General features: G+C 45.9%; 20 protein-coding genes and 1 riboswitch. Of the genes, 15 read left to right on the forward strand and 5 right to left on the reverse strand.

The window, feature by feature from the left end; all coding sequences use genetic code 11:
- Positions 1-53 precede the first annotated feature (53 nt).
- Positions 54-236, forward strand: a riboswitch (cobalamin riboswitch).
- A 286-nt stretch (positions 237-522) separates the two neighbouring features.
- From cobW to JOY44_RS12585, 3 genes are all read left to right on the forward strand, one after another.
- A complete protein-coding gene (gene cobW / locus JOY44_RS12575) occupies positions 523-1,578 on the forward strand; it encodes a cobalamin biosynthesis protein CobW (RefSeq protein ID WP_171574085.1) in 1,056 nt (351 codons plus the stop codon).
- Positions 1,575-1,964: a DUF1636 family protein gene (locus tag JOY44_RS12580; protein WP_171574086.1), complete on the forward strand. Its 390-nt coding sequence runs from the start codon at positions 1,575-1,577 to the stop codon at positions 1,962-1,964. Before cobW ends, JOY44_RS12580 begins: the two co-directional genes overlap by 4 nt.
- Positions 1,965-2,296: 332 nt before the next feature.
- Positions 2,297-3,157, forward strand: coding sequence for a class I SAM-dependent methyltransferase (locus JOY44_RS12585; protein WP_171574087.1), 861 nt, complete (start codon positions 2,297-2,299; stop codon positions 3,155-3,157).
- A 111-nt stretch (positions 3,158-3,268) separates the two neighbouring features.
- Here JOY44_RS12585 and JOY44_RS12590 read toward each other — a convergent pair whose 3' ends face one another.
- Positions 3,269-4,324 (reverse strand): squalene/phytoene synthase family protein, encoded by a 1,056-nt coding sequence (locus JOY44_RS12590; protein ID WP_171574088.1) that lies wholly within the window; start codon positions 4,322-4,324, stop codon positions 3,269-3,271.
- Positions 4,325-4,633: 309 nt separating this feature from the next.
- Between JOY44_RS12590 and accD the strand changes: the two genes are divergently transcribed.
- The 5 genes from accD (at position 4,634) to petJ (ending at position 7,925) form a co-directional block, all read left to right on the forward strand.
- Positions 4,634-5,557 carry an acetyl-CoA carboxylase, carboxyltransferase subunit beta gene (accD, locus tag JOY44_RS12595; protein WP_171574089.1) on the forward strand — a complete coding sequence of 308 codons (924 nt, stop codon included), beginning with the start codon at positions 4,634-4,636 and terminating at the stop codon, positions 5,555-5,557.
- Between the two features lie 363 nt (positions 5,558-5,920).
- Positions 5,921-6,412, forward strand: coding sequence for a photosystem II cytochrome c-550 (psbV, locus tag JOY44_RS12600; RefSeq protein WP_171574090.1), 492 nt, complete (start codon positions 5,921-5,923; stop codon positions 6,410-6,412).
- 54 nt (positions 6,413-6,466) lie between these two features.
- Positions 6,467-6,937: a photosystem II cytochrome PsbV2 gene (gene psbV2, locus JOY44_RS12605; RefSeq protein WP_281063327.1), complete on the forward strand. Its 471-nt coding sequence runs from the start codon at positions 6,467-6,469 to the stop codon at positions 6,935-6,937.
- 90 nt (positions 6,938-7,027) lie between these two features.
- Positions 7,028-7,447 carry a plastocyanin gene (gene petE, locus JOY44_RS12610; RefSeq protein WP_171574092.1) on the forward strand — a complete coding sequence of 140 codons (420 nt, stop codon included), beginning with the start codon at positions 7,028-7,030 and terminating at the stop codon, positions 7,445-7,447.
- A gap of 148 nt (positions 7,448-7,595) precedes the next feature.
- A complete protein-coding gene (gene petJ, locus JOY44_RS12615) occupies positions 7,596-7,925 on the forward strand; it encodes a cytochrome c6 PetJ (protein ID WP_171574093.1) in 330 nt (109 codons plus the stop codon).
- A 68-nt stretch (positions 7,926-7,993) separates the two neighbouring features.
- Here petJ and JOY44_RS12620 read toward each other — a convergent pair whose 3' ends face one another.
- From JOY44_RS12620 to hetZ, 3 genes are all read right to left on the reverse strand, one after another.
- A complete protein-coding gene (locus JOY44_RS12620; protein WP_171574094.1) occupies positions 7,994-10,261 on the reverse strand; it encodes a DUF3488 and DUF4129 domain-containing transglutaminase family protein in 2,268 nt (755 codons plus the stop codon).
- A gap of 100 nt (positions 10,262-10,361) precedes the next feature.
- Complete coding sequence (locus tag JOY44_RS12625) at positions 10,362-11,435, reverse strand: PatU (RefSeq protein ID WP_171574095.1); 1,074 nt, start codon at positions 11,433-11,435, stop codon at positions 10,362-10,364.
- A 44-nt stretch (positions 11,436-11,479) separates the two neighbouring features.
- Positions 11,480-12,631, reverse strand: a complete 1,152-nt coding sequence (gene hetZ / locus JOY44_RS12630; RefSeq protein WP_171574096.1) for a heterocyst differentiation protein HetZ — start codon at positions 12,629-12,631, stop codon at positions 11,480-11,482.
- 241 nt (positions 12,632-12,872) lie between these two features.
- Here hetZ and JOY44_RS12635 point away from each other — a divergent pair, with 241 nt between their 5' ends.
- The 5 genes from JOY44_RS12635 (at position 12,873) to crcB (ending at position 16,591) form a co-directional block, all read left to right on the forward strand.
- Entirely contained in the window at positions 12,873-13,349 is a 477-nt protein-coding gene (locus JOY44_RS12635) for a hypothetical protein (protein ID WP_171575955.1), read from the forward strand.
- Between the two features lie 235 nt (positions 13,350-13,584).
- Complete coding sequence (locus JOY44_RS12640) at positions 13,585-13,953, forward strand: hypothetical protein (RefSeq protein ID WP_171574097.1); 369 nt, start codon at positions 13,585-13,587, stop codon at positions 13,951-13,953.
- A gap of 86 nt (positions 13,954-14,039) precedes the next feature.
- Positions 14,040-15,551 (forward strand): AAA family ATPase, encoded by a 1,512-nt coding sequence (locus JOY44_RS12645; protein WP_171574098.1) that lies wholly within the window; start codon positions 14,040-14,042, stop codon positions 15,549-15,551.
- Between the two features lie 142 nt (positions 15,552-15,693).
- Positions 15,694-16,047 (forward strand): DUF1257 domain-containing protein, encoded by a 354-nt coding sequence (locus JOY44_RS12650; RefSeq protein ID WP_171574099.1) that lies wholly within the window; start codon positions 15,694-15,696, stop codon positions 16,045-16,047.
- 97 nt (positions 16,048-16,144) lie between these two features.
- Positions 16,145-16,591 (forward strand): fluoride efflux transporter CrcB, encoded by a 447-nt coding sequence (gene crcB / locus JOY44_RS12655; RefSeq protein ID WP_197985266.1) that lies wholly within the window; start codon positions 16,145-16,147, stop codon positions 16,589-16,591.
- A 94-nt stretch (positions 16,592-16,685) separates the two neighbouring features.
- On the opposite strand, the gene JOY44_RS12660 is transcribed toward crcB, so the two are convergent.
- On the reverse strand, positions 16,686-17,408 hold the full coding sequence (locus JOY44_RS12660; protein ID WP_171574101.1) for an EcsC family protein: 723 nt from the start codon (positions 17,406-17,408) through the stop codon (positions 16,686-16,688).
- 327 nt (positions 17,409-17,735) lie between these two features.
- On the opposite strand from JOY44_RS12660, the gene JOY44_RS12665 reads away from it, so the two are divergent.
- Both JOY44_RS12665 and JOY44_RS12670 read left to right on the forward strand, forming a co-directional pair.
- Positions 17,736-18,050, forward strand: coding sequence for an RNA recognition motif domain-containing protein (locus JOY44_RS12665; protein WP_171575956.1), 315 nt, complete (start codon positions 17,736-17,738; stop codon positions 18,048-18,050).
- 171 nt (positions 18,051-18,221) lie between these two features.
- A complete protein-coding gene (locus JOY44_RS12670; RefSeq protein ID WP_171574102.1) occupies positions 18,222-18,866 on the forward strand; it encodes an antibiotic biosynthesis monooxygenase in 645 nt (214 codons plus the stop codon).
- The last annotated feature ends 2 nt before the right edge of the window (positions 18,867-18,868 follow it).

The following is an 18,868-nucleotide window of genomic DNA, read 5'->3' on the forward strand; positions in this document are numbered from 1 at the left end:
TTCAGATAAAAATTTTCTTGACGAAGATCTCCGAAATGGTTTCAATCCGGTAAGCTAAACGTTGACCAATCGGTTCTAACGGGGAACAGCCGTTGGAGGAAACAGGGAAAGCGCAGTGTAAATCTGCCACTGTCCCGCAACTGTAAAGGAAGTGATGAATTTTGAGTGAGTCAATCTAACTCAAAAACTCAAAACTTTCTTAAGTCAGAACGCCTGCCGTTAGTCACACTACACACCGTCTTATCTGCGAGGTACAGAGTGAAGGCACATTATTTGCGTTGGGTCAGTCTGGAATATATGACTGGCTTGAGTTTTTGTCTATTATTAAGCGCGGCTAACTCTGAGCCGCAGTTCCCAACAACAGCCCGAATGGGTTGGATTGATCCCTGAGGCGATCGCAAGTTCATAGAAAGATCGCTCCCTCTGAAGCTGCCATCATTTCAAGAAATCACATCCTGTAGGTTTTGCTTCACCCCCTACTCATAGCACTGTCCATTATTTCAAATAGAAAATTTTAGTTTTATGGCTGCAAAAATTCCAGTGACCGTCATTACCGGGTTCCTCGGTAGTGGCAAAACGACGCTGATCCGTCAGCAACTGCAAAATAATCAGGGTCGCCGCATCGCCGTGCTGGTCAACGAGTTTGGCGAAATTGGTATTGATGGCGACCTGCTGCGATCATGCCAGGTCTGCGATGAAGATGGCGAACCTAGCGCGACCAACATTGTAGAACTGACCAACGGCTGCCTCTGCTGTACCGTGCAAGAAGAATTTTTGCCGACGATGCAAGAACTGTTGAAACGGCGCGATCGCATCGACTGTATTTTGATTGAAACCTCCGGCTTAGCCTTGCCCAAACCGTTGATCCAAGCGTTTCGTTGGCAAGAAATTCGCACAGGCGCAACAGTGGATGCTGTGATCACCGTCGTGGATTGTGAAGCCGTGGCAACGGGCACCCTCGCCACTGATCTGGGTGCGTTAAATGAGCAACGCCAAGCCGATCCCAATCTAGATCACGAAACGCCTTTAGAAGAGTTGTTTGAAGACCAACTTGCCTGCGCCGATCTGGTGCTGCTGACCAAGAGCGATCTCGTCGATCTGCAAACTCAAACTCAGGTGAGAAGCCGCGTTCAGCAAGAACTGCGAACCGGTGTAAAAATCATTGCCTGTCAGGATGGGCAAGTTAGCCCGGATATTTTGCTGGGGTTTAACGCCGCCGTGGAAGACAATCTGGATGCTCGTCCTAGCCATCACGATATGGAAGAGGATCATGAGCATGATGACACCATTACATCAGTGCCCGTAGTTTTTACCACAGCAGTTGAGCCGCAAGCCTTACTGCAAAACTTAAAGCAGTTAATCGCAGAACAGGAAATCTATCGGATTAAAGGCTTCGTCAATGTTGCCAACAAACCAATGCGGATGGTGCTGCAAGGTGTGGGCGATCGCATCGAAACTTTTTATGACCGTCCTTGGCAGTCCGATGAACTCCGCGAAACTCGGCTAATCGTCATTGGTCAGTCGCTCGATCATGCACAAATTCAATCCGCTATTCAACCTTTCCCCATCGCATCATGAACTGTTCCCATGCAATATTCGTTTGCACGACCTGTGGCAAAAATCAGCAAAATGATCAAAGTGACGGCGATCGCCTGTTTGCCCAACTGCAAATCCGACACAAAACCTGGTTATTGCAGCAATCAGTCTCGATTCAGCCCGTGAAATGTATGGGCGTGTGTGAGCAAGACTGCGCGATCGCTCTGGTCTCTCCAGGCAAACGCACCTACCTATTTGGCAACTTACCCACCGATAAAGCACGCATTGATTCCACTGCAACAGCCGTGCTGGATTGCGCCAGCCAATATCAGGCAAAATCTGATGGTGCCCTTGCCTATTGCGATCGCCCAGAACTACTGAAGACACGGGTACTGGCACGCATTCCACCTGTCCCCCTGGCAAATTAACCCAGGCAATACAGGTAGCACTCCATGCAACTCACCCCATGCAACTAAAAGATAAGGTTGGGCGGAGGCAACTTTGGCTATTGACCAGCGGGTCACATTCAACCGCTTCACAGCTATGAGCCGACCGAGATCGCTGAGTGCAAGAACAAATCATTGCTTACGACCCAAATCGAAACGCTATGATTCTGTTAACCGAAAATTGTCACATAGAGGCAATTCTTTTACACAACTTGGCGATCGCCCCTTTGGACTGCTAAATACAAGTGTGCGATCACCAGGGAAATTTCAACCCTGTTTAATGTCATCACAGGAACAATGAGTTTATTTTCGTAATGCCACAACCATCTATTCGTATTTCCCAAGCAACCCGCTACCAAAACGCTGCGCTGAACTACTATCTCAGCTTGACTGATTCCCCCTACCTTCACTACGGCTATTGGGAAACCCAGCCAAAGTCTGCCGAAGATTTGACCATTGCTAACCTCTGCACGGCTCAAGCAGCCTATACCCAAAAACTGATGGCGTTTATTCCCGAAGGAACCCACGCGATCTTAGATGTGGGCTGTGGAACTGGAGGAAACGCCACCTACCTGCTCGATCGCGGCTTCACCGTCGAAGGACTTGCCCCCGACACCTTTCAACAAGAGCGATTTCTCGCTGCCACATCCGGCAGGGCACCGTTTCACCTAAGTCGATTTGAAGATTTCAAAACTAGCCATCCGTTTGATCTCGTTTTGCTCAGCGAAAGTAGCCAGTACATGAGCGCTCAAGATATTGCTCAAGGGGCAGCACGGGGGCTAAAACAGGGTGGCTACTTGCTGCTTGCCGACATGCTTCGCTCTGATGCAACTTACACCGAGGGCATTTTCTCCAATTGCCATGTGGTAGAAGATCTGCACCAAGCGCTACTTCAAAGCGGGTTTACCTTGGTGAAAATGGAAGATATTTCTACCCAAGCTGCCCCCACTATTGAGATTGGGATTGATGCGTTTCGCCGCTTTGGGTTAAGTACGGTGAAATATATCGCTGATGTGATTCAAATTGCAGTTCCTCCCATTTATCAACTGTTGCGATGGGCCTATAAGCGTTGGCTGCAAAAAACTGTGGAAGAAGGACTGCAAGCAGGCGAAATTTTTCATCGACACTTGTGCTATCAGATTCAACTGTGGCAATTGTCGGCAAAAGATAGCTAACTCTATGGGTGAATCCGATTGATAGTCTGACTTGGGAAAGAAGCCCGTCGTCTGAGGGGGAGACTATCTCGTTTAAAGTTGCATAGCTGGTAGCACTGGAGATCGCCCAAATTAAGCTGCACAAGAACCAGCTTTCTCCAGCCGCACAAGCTGGATATAAGTCGATTGAGCAGGAGCTGGACTGAAAAATTTCAGCGGTAGGGATTGTGCTCGATGATGGCGGACATGATTCAGCATCATGGGTAGATCAGCATGAACCTGCTGCCAATAAACCTGAGGAAATTGCGTGTAATTAAACTGGCAGTCGCGGAAGACCTGATCAATCCGCCGATAGCGATGGATCGACCAGTCACAAAGAAGTTGCCATGAGGGATGCAAATTTTCAGTGGTGAGTAGTTGACGCGCTCTACGGCGCAGCTTGGGTAGATACTCTTCTAGCCAAAACTGCATCATTTTGTGATAGGCAGGATTTTTAATTGCTTGTTGCTGCAAAATTTCATCGCGGCTCACTCCAAACCCATCCAAAAGTTCGCTCGGTAAGTTGCAAATTCCCTGTTTTGCATCTTCATGCAAGTCGCGCAGATGATTATAAAACTGATCCAACATGCCAAAATAGCTGGCGGCTTGATGATGGGTTTCGGAGAGGAATGGTAAAACCTGAAAAAATGACCCTCCAAGGTCCATCAGCATCTGCTCGTAGTCTGCCATCGTATGGATGGCTAAATGATTGGTATGGTACTGCGCGATCGCACGCACATATCGTTTCCAAGCGGTTAAAGATCGAGGTATTGAGAGTTGATCTACCTGATTAAACCAGCACAATTGCATGTTAGTGAGCAGTTCATCGTAGACACAGTCCGATTTGACCTTTCCGGTCGAAGCCAAATGCTGCCAACCCATCAAAAAACTCTGGAGTGCAGGTTGTCCTTTGCACAAAAGTTCATGCTCTGCAAATCGATCAATCAAGCGGATCCAGCGAATTCGTTCAATCCACTGGGCGCGAACGGGTAGATCCAGCTCCATAACCCATCCAGCGTTGTCCTCATCCTTCAAGGCGTCGTCTGAAATCGCATCATAGTTGGACGAACCAACCAAACTGGCAATTATTCCCTCGTGCAAGTTAATTGACTCCGCACGAGGATTGCGCAAGGCTGTAGTGTGTTTCATTGTCTGAAGTGCGATGGTAGATGTCCCTAGAAATACTTGCGTCGCCCCAATTATCTGACTAGAGTTCCCTATCGTGGAGCAAACTAACGACCTCCCTGTTTGGAGAGAGAGCCTTTCGAGCCATCTTGAAATGGGACTTCTTTGAATAACACCCAGAGAGGGGGAAACGAATTGGTATAATCAGTCCGCAACTAAACTATTGAGTGTGCTGTCTTAACGTATTGATAATGAGTAGGCTCAAGCTGATCACAATTGGATACAGCACTTCAATTGCAGCTCGATCGCCGTTCGTGAGGAATCTACAGATCCATGTCTTTATTTGATTGGTTCGCAAATCGACAAAAATCTGGTCCTATTAGTAAAGATCGCCAAGAGCGAGAAATTGCGGATGGGCTTTGGTCAAAATGTGAAGCTTGCAGCGTCCTCACCTACACTAAGGATTTACAGGCAAACCAGATGGTATGTCCAGATTGTGGGCACCACAATCGCGTCTTCAGTGATGAGCGCATTCGTCAACTGATTGATACCAATACTTGGACCCCTATCGATACTGAATTGGTTGCTACAGATCCGCTACAGTTTCGCGATCGCAAACCCTACAGCGATCGCCTGCGCGATATGCAAGAGAAAACCAAGCTGAATGATGCCGTTCAAACTGGAATTGGGCGGCTCGACGGTTTACCTGTTGCACTGGGAGTGATGGATTTCCGCTTCATGGGCGGCAGTATGGGGTCCGTTGTGGGAGAAAAGCTAACTCGTTTGATTGAACGTGCTACCCGTGAACGCCTTCCTACTATCATCGTCTGCGCTTCTGGCGGAGCCAGAATGCAAGAAGGAATGCTGAGCCTCATGCAAATGGCAAAAATTTCTGGTGCTCTGCACCGCTTACAGGCTGCACGATTGCTTTATATTCCAGTACTTACTCACCCAACGACAGGCGGTGTCACTGCTAGCTTTGCTATGTTAGGCGACATCATTTTGGCAGAACCTAAAGCAACTATTGGTTTTGCAGGACGGCGAGTTGTTGAACAAACCCTACGCGAAAAGCTTCCTGAAGATTTTCAAACAGCAGAATATTTGCTACAGCATGGATTCGTAGATGCGATCGTGCTGCGGACTCAACTTAAGCTGACGTTAGCTCGGTTGATTCGGTTACATCAACCCGGTGCTTCCACTCATCTACCAATTCATGTGACAGAAGCCCGATCCCTGAGCGTGACAATTCCCGACTAGTTCACCCGATTGCTAATATCTGTCTTAGCTCTTGGGAAAGGGATCACTCAGTGGGATGATAGTTATATCAAAACAACTTAATCTGCTTGCATAAAAAATACACGGCAAGTTTTGCAGACCACTTAAGACCCATCTAATAGAAAAAGTTTGCCTTTTAACGGTCTCTTTTTCTAGGGTATTTGGTAAAAAGCTTCCTATAAAAATTCCCAAACTTTTTTGGTTTTATTTTTGTAAGCCTACTTAGCGTTGGGATTTGTCTGGAAGATTGCTGCAAAAGTCAGTTTTTATAATTTCAAGCACTTCTTATTAAGTTTCACGGATAGTCATTGCAACCCGTACACCTAAGCCACCCTAAGGAGAACCATGCTTAAAAAATACATTTGGCTTACTGTAGCTACTGTACTCTTTGCCTTTCAGGTCTTTGTTGGCAATGCGACTGCTGCTGAGCTGGATGCAACCATTCGTACAGTTCCACAGAATGGAAACGGCGACACTGTAACCCTTAACCTGAAGCAAGTCAAAGAAGGAAAGCGTTTATTTCAATATGCGTGCGCCCAATGCCATGCTGGCGGAGTCACAAAGACTGACCCCAACGTTGGGCTAGATCCAGAAGCTCTATCATTGGCAACTCCTCCCCGTAACAGCATTGATGCTCTAGTGGATTATATGAAAGACCCAACTAGCTACGACGGAGTGGAATCCATCGCTGAAATTCATCCCAGCTTGAAGAGTAAGGACAATTTCCCAACCATGCGGAATCTAAGTCAGGACGATTTGGTGGCGATCGCGGGTCACGTTTTGCTTCAACCTAAGGTGGTTGGAGACAAATGGGGCGGCGGCAAAATCTACTACTAAATCTCGTGTTTATTAGGGGTTCTCATGCTGCATAACAAGTTTTGGCTATGGTTAATGGTTTGTCTCTTTTCAATTTGTTTGCCAATGGTCACAATCAGCCTACCTGCCTATGCAGCAGTGGACCCCTACGTCACCCGCTTTTTGAGAGTCACTGAACCCATTCCTTTAAAGATGGATGCAACAGAAAGTACACGTCTTTTTTCTGCTGAGGATTTGTCCATTGGAAAAGCCCTATTTGAAAAAAGCTGTTTAAATTGTCATGTGGGTGGAAACACTCTACCCGATCCAACAGTGCCTCTCTCCCTCACTGCTTTGCAAGGCGCAACCCCCAGACGCGACAACATCAATGCGCTGGTTACTTACCTCCGGCAGCCTATGATTTACGATGGGACAGAAGAAACGTTAGTCTGTCGGCAAGTCTCTGAATCTTGGTTTCCAACGCCCATGGTTGAGAACATTGCAGGATTTATTTTAAGAGCTGCTCAAAGTGCGCCCGATTGGGGTACGGAAACCTTCCAAAATTAGTAGGGGTTCTCTTACACTCTAAACGCATTTTACCTTCCCACTTGTTTTAGAATTTAGTTTGTACGTACGCTGTAAATTGTTAAATACGTTATGAAATCCATCACTTCATTTGTGAAAAGTCTTTCCTTGGTTTGTGCCGCTTTCTTATTTGTTGTAGGAAGCTTTTGTGTTTCTGTATCTCCTGCTGCTGCTGAAACTTTCACCGTCAAGATGGGTGCTGACAATAGCATGTTGTCATTTGTACCTGCAAAAATTTCTGTTAAGCCTGGCGATACTGTGAAGTGGGTGATTAACAAGGTGCCCCCTCACAACGTTGTATTCGATGGCTCTAGCATTCCTGGTGGCGATAAGGCAGTTGCTACTGCTTTGTCTCACAAGAAGCTAGAAATGACTCCTGGTAGTAGCTTTGAAATTATGATTCCTGCAGATGCTCAACCTGGTGAGTATAGCTACTACTGCGAACCTCATCGGGGTGCTGGCATGGTTGGTAAGGTTATTGTTGGTGGTTAGGTGATAACCTCTCTGATCTATACTTTTGCCTATCTCTTTTAATAGGGGAGTTCTTCTATCTGTGATCGCGTTGCTACTCACTTTTGAGATAGTCGTTGGTTGGTCTTAATCGTCAATTCTTTTATCCAGTAGAGGAACCCCCCCCTTGATGAAGGCATTGCTACTTAGTGTTTACATGTCAATTTGGTTTGCTATTGGCACTATTCCCCATGCATCAGCAGCGAACCTTGCTAATGGCGCTAAGCTGTTTAACGCGAATTGTTCTGCTTGCCATATGGGTGGAAACAACGTCATTATCTCAAGCAAAACATTAAAAAAAGAAGCGCTGGAAAAATATGGGATGGCTTCTTTAGATGCGATTACAACCCAAGTTACGAATGGTAAGAATGCGATGCCTTCCTTTAGAAGCCGGCTAAATGATGTCCAGATTGACGACATTGCAAATTATGTCATCAATCAATCGCAGCAAGGCTGGTAGAGTCTACTGCCCTGCTTTCATTAGCCCCTCAGAGTTTAAACTCTGAGGGGTTTCTAGTTTGTCACAAGTTAATTTGATGAGCGCTTTTTCAGATTTCTTAGTTGATTGCGCAGTTCTTGCAGGTTATCAGACGGTTGTCCCCCATATCGCCAGCGCACATAAGCCTGAGAAATCGCTTCAATGGTCGCTCCTCGCTGTACCGATTGTGACTGCACTGTAGCCTGCATAAATTCAAATGGAGTTTGAGCTGTGCGTTTCACCATACGCTGAATCTTTAACCAATCCAGCATTTCTTGATAAAGGCGTTCTATTGGAGTCAGTTTTTTTAAGAAGCGCTGATATTGCCAGCGTTTCCAACTTTGCAATAATAGCCAACAGGCAAATCCACCCGCCACAGCGCAGAGTAATAGGGTAAACAGCCCAATCCACCCTTGATTAAATTGTCCAACAAGCCACGCGATCGCGCCGACCAAACTGCCGACAGTAGTGCTAAATATTCCGCCTAAAAAATTGCTGACTGGAGATGGGAGCCATCCAGCAATCCATTTCCAAAACTGTTGCAGCACAGTAAAGGTTTGATCTTCCTCAATTGAGGGTGGAATGAGTTCATGCCCAGGAATTGGATCAAAAGCAAACCATCCATACTTGGGAAAATATACCTCAGTGATGGCATAGGCATCTGTATTGCTGACTTCGTACAACCCTGTGAATGAATTAAATTGACCAGACCCGTAGCCCGCCACCAATCGAGATGGGATGCCAATAGAACGCAGCATCACGGTTAGTGCAGTGGAAAAGTGATCAGGATATCCACCCTTATATTTAAATAGAAAGGCTTCTACCAAATCTTCTTTAGGATTGAGGTAAGGCAATTCTGGCTGAACCGAGTAGCTTATCTTGAGGGCTTGCGCTAAAAACAAAGCCTTTTCGTAGGGATTAGTAAGCGGATTTTGAGCGGTTGCTAAGAGGGCTTCTGTTTGCTTCCGCACTTTATCTTGAATACCGCTGGGCACTTCTAGATAATGGTTTCGAATACCTTGTCGATATTTTGTAGGAGCCTTTCCTAATCGGGTGCGATCGCGATAAGGTACCTCCGAAATTACGGTATAGGTCAATCCCTCTGGCAGGATCAGCGGAGAGCGTAGCCCATCTTCAGTATCGATCGCGATTTGAGTGGTTGGAAAGAAAAGCTCCTTGGGCTGAGTCAGCGCAGGAAGCAAATTTGGCACTTCCGAAACAATCGTGTAAGTCTGAATGACTTCCTGCACTTTGTTGAGTGTGATGGGTCGTGGCAAAAAGAACTGATAAGACCAGGTGGGGCGAGTGATCGTCTTTGTCTCGCTGTTTCGGGAGACTTCCCAGCCTTGTCCCAAATATTGATCAAATGCCAACACGCGCCAAAAGCCTTCTGCTTGCGATCTCACCCGCATAACAATTTTCGGCTTCATCTCCCCTCGAAGATTTTGATTCATACGTGTGTTGAAACCATAGTAAAAAGTTTCATCCACTTCGCCTGGACCTAACCCCTTACCCGATTGAAGATTACCGCCGCCTGCCTTGCCATTCCGCACATATCCTGGATTAACAACTTGCTGGTTATCTTCAAACTGCTGATTTAAAGGAGCGCTGACGGGAAAAGTGCGAAGCTGATATCCTGGGAGGCGAGGCATAAACATAAAAATTGTTAGCCCTAGCGCCAAAATTGCGCCGAGAAACAGCCCTAAACGACGGATAGAAAGCCCTGGTTGGTTGAAGGGCGATCGCCGCATTTCACTCGTCGCCAGATTGAGCCGAGAGCGATAGTCAAGTACTAAAACAGGCAGCGCGATCGCCAAGAACACCAGCAAGATTGCTCCAAACAGCATCGTTTGACTGAGAGTACTCGCCACCCCAATCAAAATTAGTCCAATCACCATGGAATAACCCAAATCTTGCCGTCGGGGCATGTGAAAGCTGTGAAGCACCTGAAGCTGAATTAATAGCTCAGCCAAAATCAGACGAGTATCATTCAACTGCTGACGCAAAGCAACAAAAAATAATGCTAGTGCCCCCAACATGCCGATCGCAATACAAAACTTGATTGCCACATTGGCCTTCCGCCGATGCAGCCAACTCCAGTAAGCGCCGGCAATGCTGAGCGGAATTGCCCATAGACTGGTTTGAGTTTCTGCCGCGGTATCGGTCGCAATAATTCCGGCAATCACCATTGCCTGACTTAAAATCCGCAGCAAAATTGACTCTTCCGTCGTCGGGAGGGGCTGCGTTTCAATACGATGTAACAGCGCACCGAATACAGGGAGCGATCGCATCCGGTTAACCCAAAAACCAGTGGACATAGAGAAGCAGCTTTAGAGTGTCGAGATGTATCTCTCCATCCTACCCAATGGTTAACAAGTAGCCTTTCTCAATAGGTTTCAGATTTTACCTTTAGAATACCTATCCCTCAACAATTCGTATAACGAAAACAAGTGGTGTTTCATCACCATCCAAACACGCTTCTAGCATGTAAACCTGCCCCACTTTAGGATCACAGAGTTCTACACCCACAGAGCCGGGATAGCGCCGCTCAGCCATAGACTGTAACCCTGAGCCATTCATGGTTAAACGTCCACCCGTTGGTAGTTCTGCTCGAACAACTACACTCAAGTCTGTAGGGTTGGAGTTATATGTTGCTCTTAAATGCAACATCCCCTGATTAGTTTCCCACTGTCGCTCAATGGTCGGTTGGCTAGCAGACACACCCAAGGTTAAGGTCACAATCATTTCGCGCGCCGCTAAGAGCGACAGCACCATTTGCTGGGCTGGAGCCGCTGCCTCATAGCTTTGAGGAAAGTTAGCTCCTGTTGTAGCGGTTGCAGCGGTTATACCTGATCTAGCTGGCGAAGCAACCACTAAGCCTGCCAAATAATTCAGTGCTTGTCCTTCACCAGGAAATAGGCTTTCTACAGCTTCAACCAACTGTACCCCTTCACGGAGGGAGGATTGCACCACTTGCTGACACTGTTTTAATAGCCGACTTAGCACCAGGACTGGAACTTGGACAGGCAGGTTGAGAGCACTGAACTGACGATTCCAGATGCTTGGGGCAGAGTTTGCTTCAACAGTGGCAGGAGTTTCGGAACCAAAGCTAGCTTCGACAGAATCATAAGCTGTGTTGGCTTCATAGTCTTGAACGCTAGACTCCCATGGAAAAAGAGGAGGATTTTTTTGAATTTCGCTTTGTAATCGGTGTTTTAACAAGGCATGAAAACGGTCTTGCACAGCAGGTACATCTCCAAGTTCAAATAGTTGCTCTCTTTGGGGAGAGCGTTTTGAATCGGTATAACCAGATACAGGAGAAGAATTGTCTTGAGGCATAAGTAGATTGGACTGATCCAGATGTGATGTTTCTGTTGCCTCGCGCCCTAGTGCCTGATTGACTGCCTCAGCATCTACTAAAGGCGCTGTGGGGAGAAGATCCTGCAACAGCATTAGTATAAGCCGCTGAATTTTTTCTGGGTCACGATTCATAGTACAAATTCCTATACATTGGTTGATACGTGCTCTCCGGACATTCACCCGTTTTGCATCTCCCAAAAATCATTACGAATTTCCCAGGCTTGCTCTAATAGTTTGAACCATTGTTTTTGAATTTGGGTCGTGGTAAAACCCAATGCTTGGGCGATCGCCGTATCGGTTAACTTTTGCTGCTTCAAAGCTAATAATGCTTTTTGTGATTCATCTAGTTGAACTTGAAAAGCTTGCCACTGCTGGGGAGCCAATCCTAAGTTGCGATCAAGGTCTGCTTCTAACCATTGATGAACCAGTTCCCATCGATGAGAGAGGGCAAAGCGGACTAAATGATATTTAAACCGCTGTTGCAAATAATCTCGCTGGCGAGGCGTGAGCCTTAAGATATTTTCAATTTCACTCGTAGGAAGGTCTTGAAGCCGCAATACGAAATAGTCAGCGCAATCGTTTTGCTTACGCTCATCTAAATAACTAATTAGCTCAGCAATGACTGTGTGACGTAGTGTGTCTTCAACAGGTTCTGGTTCTTGAGCAACCATTTGCTCCCGAACCTGCTGCATAGATGCAGCGTTCCAAGCCCCATCTGCCTCACTAGACATACCCTCAGCAGCTTGCTCAATATCCACAGGGGTTTCGGAAGGCTGCTGCTGCGAGAAAGTTTGCGCTCGAAGAATGATGAGTTGTTGACTACGATTGCCAGGGAGTGGAATACGGCGTTTTGCATAACGCTCCGTAAAAGCCATATACTCCGCTAGCTGAAGTGGTGCACTAGGAGTATAGCTTGGAAGAAGCTGGGCTTCTCGACGGAAGGCATTTAATGCTTCCATATAAAAACCTTGAAGAAAATCTTCGATCAGCGGCAGACGGGCTTGGTAACTAAACTGCGTTTGAAGCGGAGTAATGTAGCGATACACAATGGCACTTAAGGTGCTGTGAAGTTCAATTCTTCCTCGCCGAGAGCCTAATTTGGAGTAATGCAGACATTGCTGAAGACGATGCTTTGCCAGGGTAAACGCCCATGATTCAGGATCGCCAGAGGCTTGTATACGCTTACTTTCAACACAAATCCGGGTAACTTCCTTTAAAAGACGGTCTGCCACATCCCAGCAATGCTGCTCAGAAGCGTTTGTTGATACTTTAAGTTCACTTAGCAGCAGTTGAAAGATTGGCTCCACGCTTTGACAAGTTTCTCGCACTATGTGTTCCAACGCCTAACGATAACAAACATCGGGATATCTTGATCAATTTTGGCAACAATTTACGGTAAGCGTCTAGAGTAAATCTCAATAAACTCAGTAAATGCACACGATGATGATCTTTTGAAATTGTTGAGAGGATTGATCTAAAATTCTCCCTCTCACAACTTTCTCTGCTTTACAGAGTGTTCAGGGTTGCTGTGAAAATTAGTTTGTGCGTGATGGACGAATATAAATGAATATGAATTTAGATACACAACTTCAAGAACTAATTGACGATGCGCCACAGGATGGGGTCACTCCTGGTTTGATCGAAGCGATCGCGCCAGTACTAAAGCAGTTAGCGTTTCAATTGCGGCACCTAGAGTATTACATTGCACAAACCCTGGAGCGAAACTGGGCAGTCACATTACTCGATCATGAAACTCAAAGTGGCGTACAGAAACAGATCATTTATGCATTTCCAAATTTAAAGGATGTGTCTTCTGGACCCTATCCCATGAAAGACCCGCAGATGATAGCGTTGCCTATTCCCGTTATCCATATCTTGTTTCAAATTGTGGCAATGGAAACTGTTGATAGCGTCGTCTTCTTTGAACTGCCTGGAAATACAATGGTAGGCACCGAAGTGAAAAGAGAGGATTTGCAAGCCCTGATTCAGGCTCAGTTAACGCAGCAAATTCCTTCCGTTAATGCTGTACCACCTGATATTGCTTGAATAGAAATAGTTCCAATCTCCCAATATAAAATCGCTAACCTGATGATAAAGACTGACTAGATAAAGTGCTTTTACCGTTCAGGTTAGCGATTTTGCTAGTACTACTGACGATGCAAAAAATATGATTGTAAACAAAAGTAACAAAATTGCCGTCATGCTGTCTTTCCGTCTTGACAGTAATTGGTAGGGTCGATATGCTTTTATTCATACCCGGGTTACCAAGACTGAGAGTGATATGCAGGACAAGCTAAAAGAGGATAAGCAAAAAGTTACGTTGTATTTACCTCCAGAGCTTCACAGGCAGCTAAAGGTAAAAGCAGCAGTTGATGTAGAGACGATGACTGATATTGCCCAGAGAGCGATCGCGTTTTATCTGTCAAATCCAGAGGTTGTCGAGCATCATGATGGTTTTTATGGTCAGGCTCACCGAGTTTATGGCTGTCCAGAATGTTCCAGTCATATAGTCCTACGTGATGGCGAGATGGTTTCCTTGAATACCCAAGTAGTGTCAGGCGCACAGGTTAGTCTTTCTACAGATAGTTCACAGGTCACGAAAGCAGTCTCTCAAAGCGAAGAAGATCTGGTTCCATTGTTAGCAAAGTGAATCTTTAATTCTGAACGGTACCGCAATTTCTAGGCAAGTGGTTTGGATGATTTTCAGTCTGAGTTGTCTCTAATTAGGTGGATGATATGCAGGAAGAACTCAGCATCCTAATACAAGCTCAGTATCCTTTGATCTACTTGGTCACTTCTGAGGAAGAGCGTGCCGAGCAGGCAATTGCAGCGATCGCTCAAGCTGGAAAACCCCAGCGGCGCGTGTTTCTTTGGACCGTGACTCATGGCATCGTTGAGTATGGGCAGCCTAGAAATGTAACGCAGCACAACACCGTTTCTCCAGAAGCAGCAGTAGAGTGGGCAACTCGGCAACGCGACCCTGCCATTTTTGTATTTAAGGATCTTCATCCCTTTGTCGATTCTCCAGCGGTAACCCGTTGGTTGAGGGATGCGATCGCTAGCTTTCGTGGTTCGCAGAGAACGATCCTCCTGATGTCTCCGGTTCAGCAGATCCCAATTGAACTTGAAAAAGAGGTTGCAGTCTTAGATTTCGCAATGCCAGACATGGCTGAGCTAAACCAAGTTCTTTCGCAGCAGCTAGACCTTACTCGCAATCGTCGAATCACCACTGAAACGCGGGAAAAGTTGTTGAAGGCTGCCCTAGGTCTCACGCGGGATGAAGCGGAAAAAGTTTATCGAAAGGCTCAAGTTACCACAGGACATTTAACAGAAGAGGAAGTCGGCATCGTTCTTTCCGAAAAGAAGCAGCTCATTCGCCGAAATGGAATTCTTGAGTACATTGAAGAGGATGAAACTATTCAATCAGTGGGTGGGCTAGAGGAGTTAAAGCGCTGGCTAACTCAGCGTTCTAACGCCTTTACAGAGCGTGCCAGGGAATACGGGCTTCCGCAGCCCAAGGGTATGTTGATCCTTGGAGTTCCAGGATGCGGCAAGTCATTGATTGCCAAAACTACTTCTCGCTTGTGGGGCTTGCCACTGCTCCGGCTAGATATGGGTCGAGTTTATGATGGCTCTATGGTTGGTCGGTCAGAAGCCAATTTGCGGAATGCTTTGAAAACCGCCGAATCAATTTCACCCGCCATTTTATTTATAGACGAGCTAGACAAAGCTTTTGCTGGCACTGCTGGCTCGGCAGATTCTGACGGTGGAACATCCAGTCGCATCTTCGGCTCGTTTTTAACCTGGATGCAAGAAAAGGATTCTCCTGTTTTTGTCATGGCAACAGCGAACCGAGTAGAACGCTTGCCTGGGGAGTTTTTACGGAAGGGGCGCTTCGATGAATTGTTCTTTGTAGATTTACCCAATGCAGAAGAACGCAAAGATATCTTTAGGATTCACCTTTCTAAGCGTAAACGGGATATTTCCCGGTTTGATTTAGACCAGTTGGCAAACGTAAGCGATGGTTTCTCTGGAGCAGAAATTGAGCAAGCATTAGTAGCAGCTATGTACGATGCTTTCGCTCAAGAGAGAGAGTTTACCCAACTGGATATTATTGCAGCGGTCAAGGCAACTCAGCCCTTGTCTAAGACGATGAGTGAACAGGTGACGGCTCTGCGCGATTGGGCCCGTCAAAGAGCCAGACCTGCTGCAGCCTCTGTCGCTGAATATCAGCGACTAGAGTTCTAGAGCTTTCTTCCTGCTCCCAACAGGTAGAAAGGCTGGCGACTCCGCTAGCAAAGTCAGTTAACACACTTGCTATTGACCTTAGGGCTAATAGCAAACCTCAACCCAACGTTGTTCTTAACTCTCTATCAGGAGGAAATTCCAAATGTCTCATTTTAGCACTCTGCGCACCAAGATCACCGATGCTGAAATCCTAAAAGCTTCCTTGCGCGATCTAGGCATCAGCGTCAAAACTGAAGCTGATGTTCGTGGCTATAACGGTCAGCGCGTGCGTTCCGACATCGTTGCCATCTTGGAAGGTGAATATGATTTAGGTTGGTCTCGCAATGCCGATGGATCCTTTGACCTGATTGCTGATCTTTGGGGTGTTGCTAAACGCCATAACCAAACTGAGTTGATCAATTCCATCAACCAAAAGTACGCAGTTAACAAAACCTTGGCAGAGGTTAAGCGTCCTGGCTTGCAAAATGCAAACGTCAAGCTAGTGCTGCAAAGCTAGTCTCTCCACGCGTTCCCAAACTAGCGGGCTAACCCCTTTAAGGTTAGTCCGTTTTTTATGGGCATTCACTGTTTTCGCAGGTCGAGTGTTTATGCAGATGCATAGTCTTTTAGCTTTGGTTGCACAGCATTTTACACAGATACTCACAACTGCCGATCCAATTATCCGATCGCCGATCGCCATTACTTTGGGTGCAATTCCAGGTGCGCTCTGCCGATATTATATCTCGCTGTATTTTGGGCAATGGTTTGGCACCAGCTTCCCTTTTGGCACTTTTTTCATCAATCTTACTGGTGCATTTTTGATGGGGGTATTCGTCACATTCACCCTAGAACGCTCAATAACCTCTTCTGATCTCCGTTTATTAGTTGCCGTAGGTTTTTTAGGTTCTTACACTACATTTTCTACCTATGCCTTAGACACAATAACGTTGATCCAAAGTGGAAACTTCGGATTTGCACTGTTTTATTGGTTCAGTAGCGCTTTGTTAGGGGTGCTTAGTGTTGCTTTAGGACTACTAGTTACCCAAAAACTGTTGAACTAAATTGAGTTGTCGCAACTAAAACAGCTTTGCCTAACAATTATTTAACTATCTATATAACGAGACCTATCAAAAATAATGCAGTTGCTAATTGCAGCTAATTTCTGTCCTGGTGATTATCTTTGTACTTCACGGCGTTTTGTGAACTCTCATAGATTGATGCTTGTTTTTTCTCGTAGAACTGAACGGCAACATGGCCTAATGAGTGCAACAATGCTGCATTGCTTGCGATTCCAACTGCCGCTCCCAAGAAAGGAATCACTTCAACAATGCTTAATCCTGTTTTGATGACACTTGAACCACCCATAGAGAGTCCCCATAAAGCTAAAACTTCTCCACGACGGGCTGGTTCATTGAGTGAAAAACCGTAAACGGCTGCGATCCGATAAACCATCTGAGCTTGCAGGGCAGTCACAGCAGCAATATCAACTGCTAGCAGCATTAAGGCAAAAGGAGGCACGATGTTTGTAAGTAGTCCAATCCTTGCAGCTTTAAATGCGCTTTCAGAAATAATGCGCTGCGCCAACTGCTCAGGATTTTCTAAGGGATATTGCTGTTGCAGAGCCACTACATCTTGCTCTACCTGCTCTACATCCACCTGACCCAAGGCTGCCATTAGCCAACTAACCCCTGGTAACTTGGTTGCGTATTTGACTAAGGGATTTTCTGCGATCGGGGTGATGACATTACCGATGGTTTCTGTTCCCTGTTCAATTACATCGTGAAGGGGAGATACGATCGCGTCTTCTACTGTGCGAGATGCCATAGAGACTGCCGCCTGAACTTGTTTCCAACTGTCGGTTTCGGGGTTCATAGTCATTAAAAGTTAGCTTGTTTGTTATGGAGTTAGCAGGATGACAAAGCAGCCTTCATCTTGGATAGGAATTTATTTTATGAGAAACCAAAATAGATGCCATCTGTCTCAAGATGACTTGCAAAAAGCGATGCGATCGCAATCTTTGTTGCATATCTTTACAACGCTCTGGTGAATTTTTGGTAGAACGACTATAATCAAGGTGTTAAAGTATGGATGAGAATAAGATCGGCTGTAGTGTTTGTGTCTAATATTGACGAGTTTTTCCGTTTTGTATTGACAGGCTTCTCTCCGAAATCTCACTCTCTGCAACCTTTCGATTTTGGAGACAATATGTCAATTTACGTAGGCAATTTATCTTACGACGTTTCTGAGGCTGACTTGACTGCTGTATTTGCAGAATACGGTTCAGTTAAGCGCGTTCAACTACCTACTGACCGTGAAACCGGTCGGATGCGCGGCTTTGGTTTCGTTGAAATGGGTACTGATGCTGAAGAGCAAGCCGCCATTGATGCACTAGACGGTGCAGAATGGATGGGTCGGGACCTGAAAGTCAACAAAGCTAAACCCCGCGAAGATAGAGGCGGCTCTTTTGGTGGTGGCGGTGGCGGCGGTCGTCGCAGCAACAGCTTCTCTCGTAGCTACTAGCTTTCACAAACTAGTGTAGCAACGAGGCTATTGAGTAAAAGAGATTATTAGCTTTTTTCTTTTTACTTAGTAGTGATGTTAATTAATAAAAAAGCTCAGGAGTAAACATCCTGAGCTTTTTGTTTGGGCGATACTCTGATGTAAACAGTTGTCTTCATGGTAGACACTTAGATGGTTAAGAAACAACTTTACAAACACGATACCGCTAGCTATGTAATCGAACATGAAGTGTCTCAGAAAAGAGAAGAGGAGTTTAAGCAATGGCAGCAAAGCATTACTCAGGCAGCTAGTCAATTTGATGGATATTTAGGAACAACTGTTTGTCCGCCTGTGGAGCACGACAATAAGTGGTACATCATGGTTCAGTTTGACTCTTCTAATACCTTAACCAATTGGCTAGAGTCAGATGTACGTCACAATCTAGTTGAAATTGGGAAACAAATTTTTCTAAGTTCCAAAATTACTCACTTCAAAACTGGTTTAGAACGTTGGTTCGTTAAGCAAGAGGCTCATCCTCCTGCGTGGAAGCAAATTTTGGCTACCCTAATGGGGCTTTATCCAACGGTCATGCTGTTGAGTCTATTGCAATCTTCCTTTTCTTGGACCCATTCTTGGGGGTTTGCGGATGTCATGTTGTTGAGCAATTTTCTCTCATGCTGCTTGTTGACTTGGCTGGTAATGCCTTTTGTCGCGTGGCTGCTCAAAGCGTGGTTACAACCCAAAAATCGTAATTTGACGCAAATTAATTGGATTGGTGCAGCGTTTGTTCTGACAGCGTTAGCATTGATGCGCTCTATCTTTGCTCACTCAGCTTAGAA

This window comes from Leptolyngbya sp. Cla-17, assembly GCF_016807185.1.
Classification (GTDB): domain Bacteria; phylum Cyanobacteriota; class Cyanobacteriia; order Leptolyngbyales; family Leptolyngbyaceae; genus ULC077BIN1.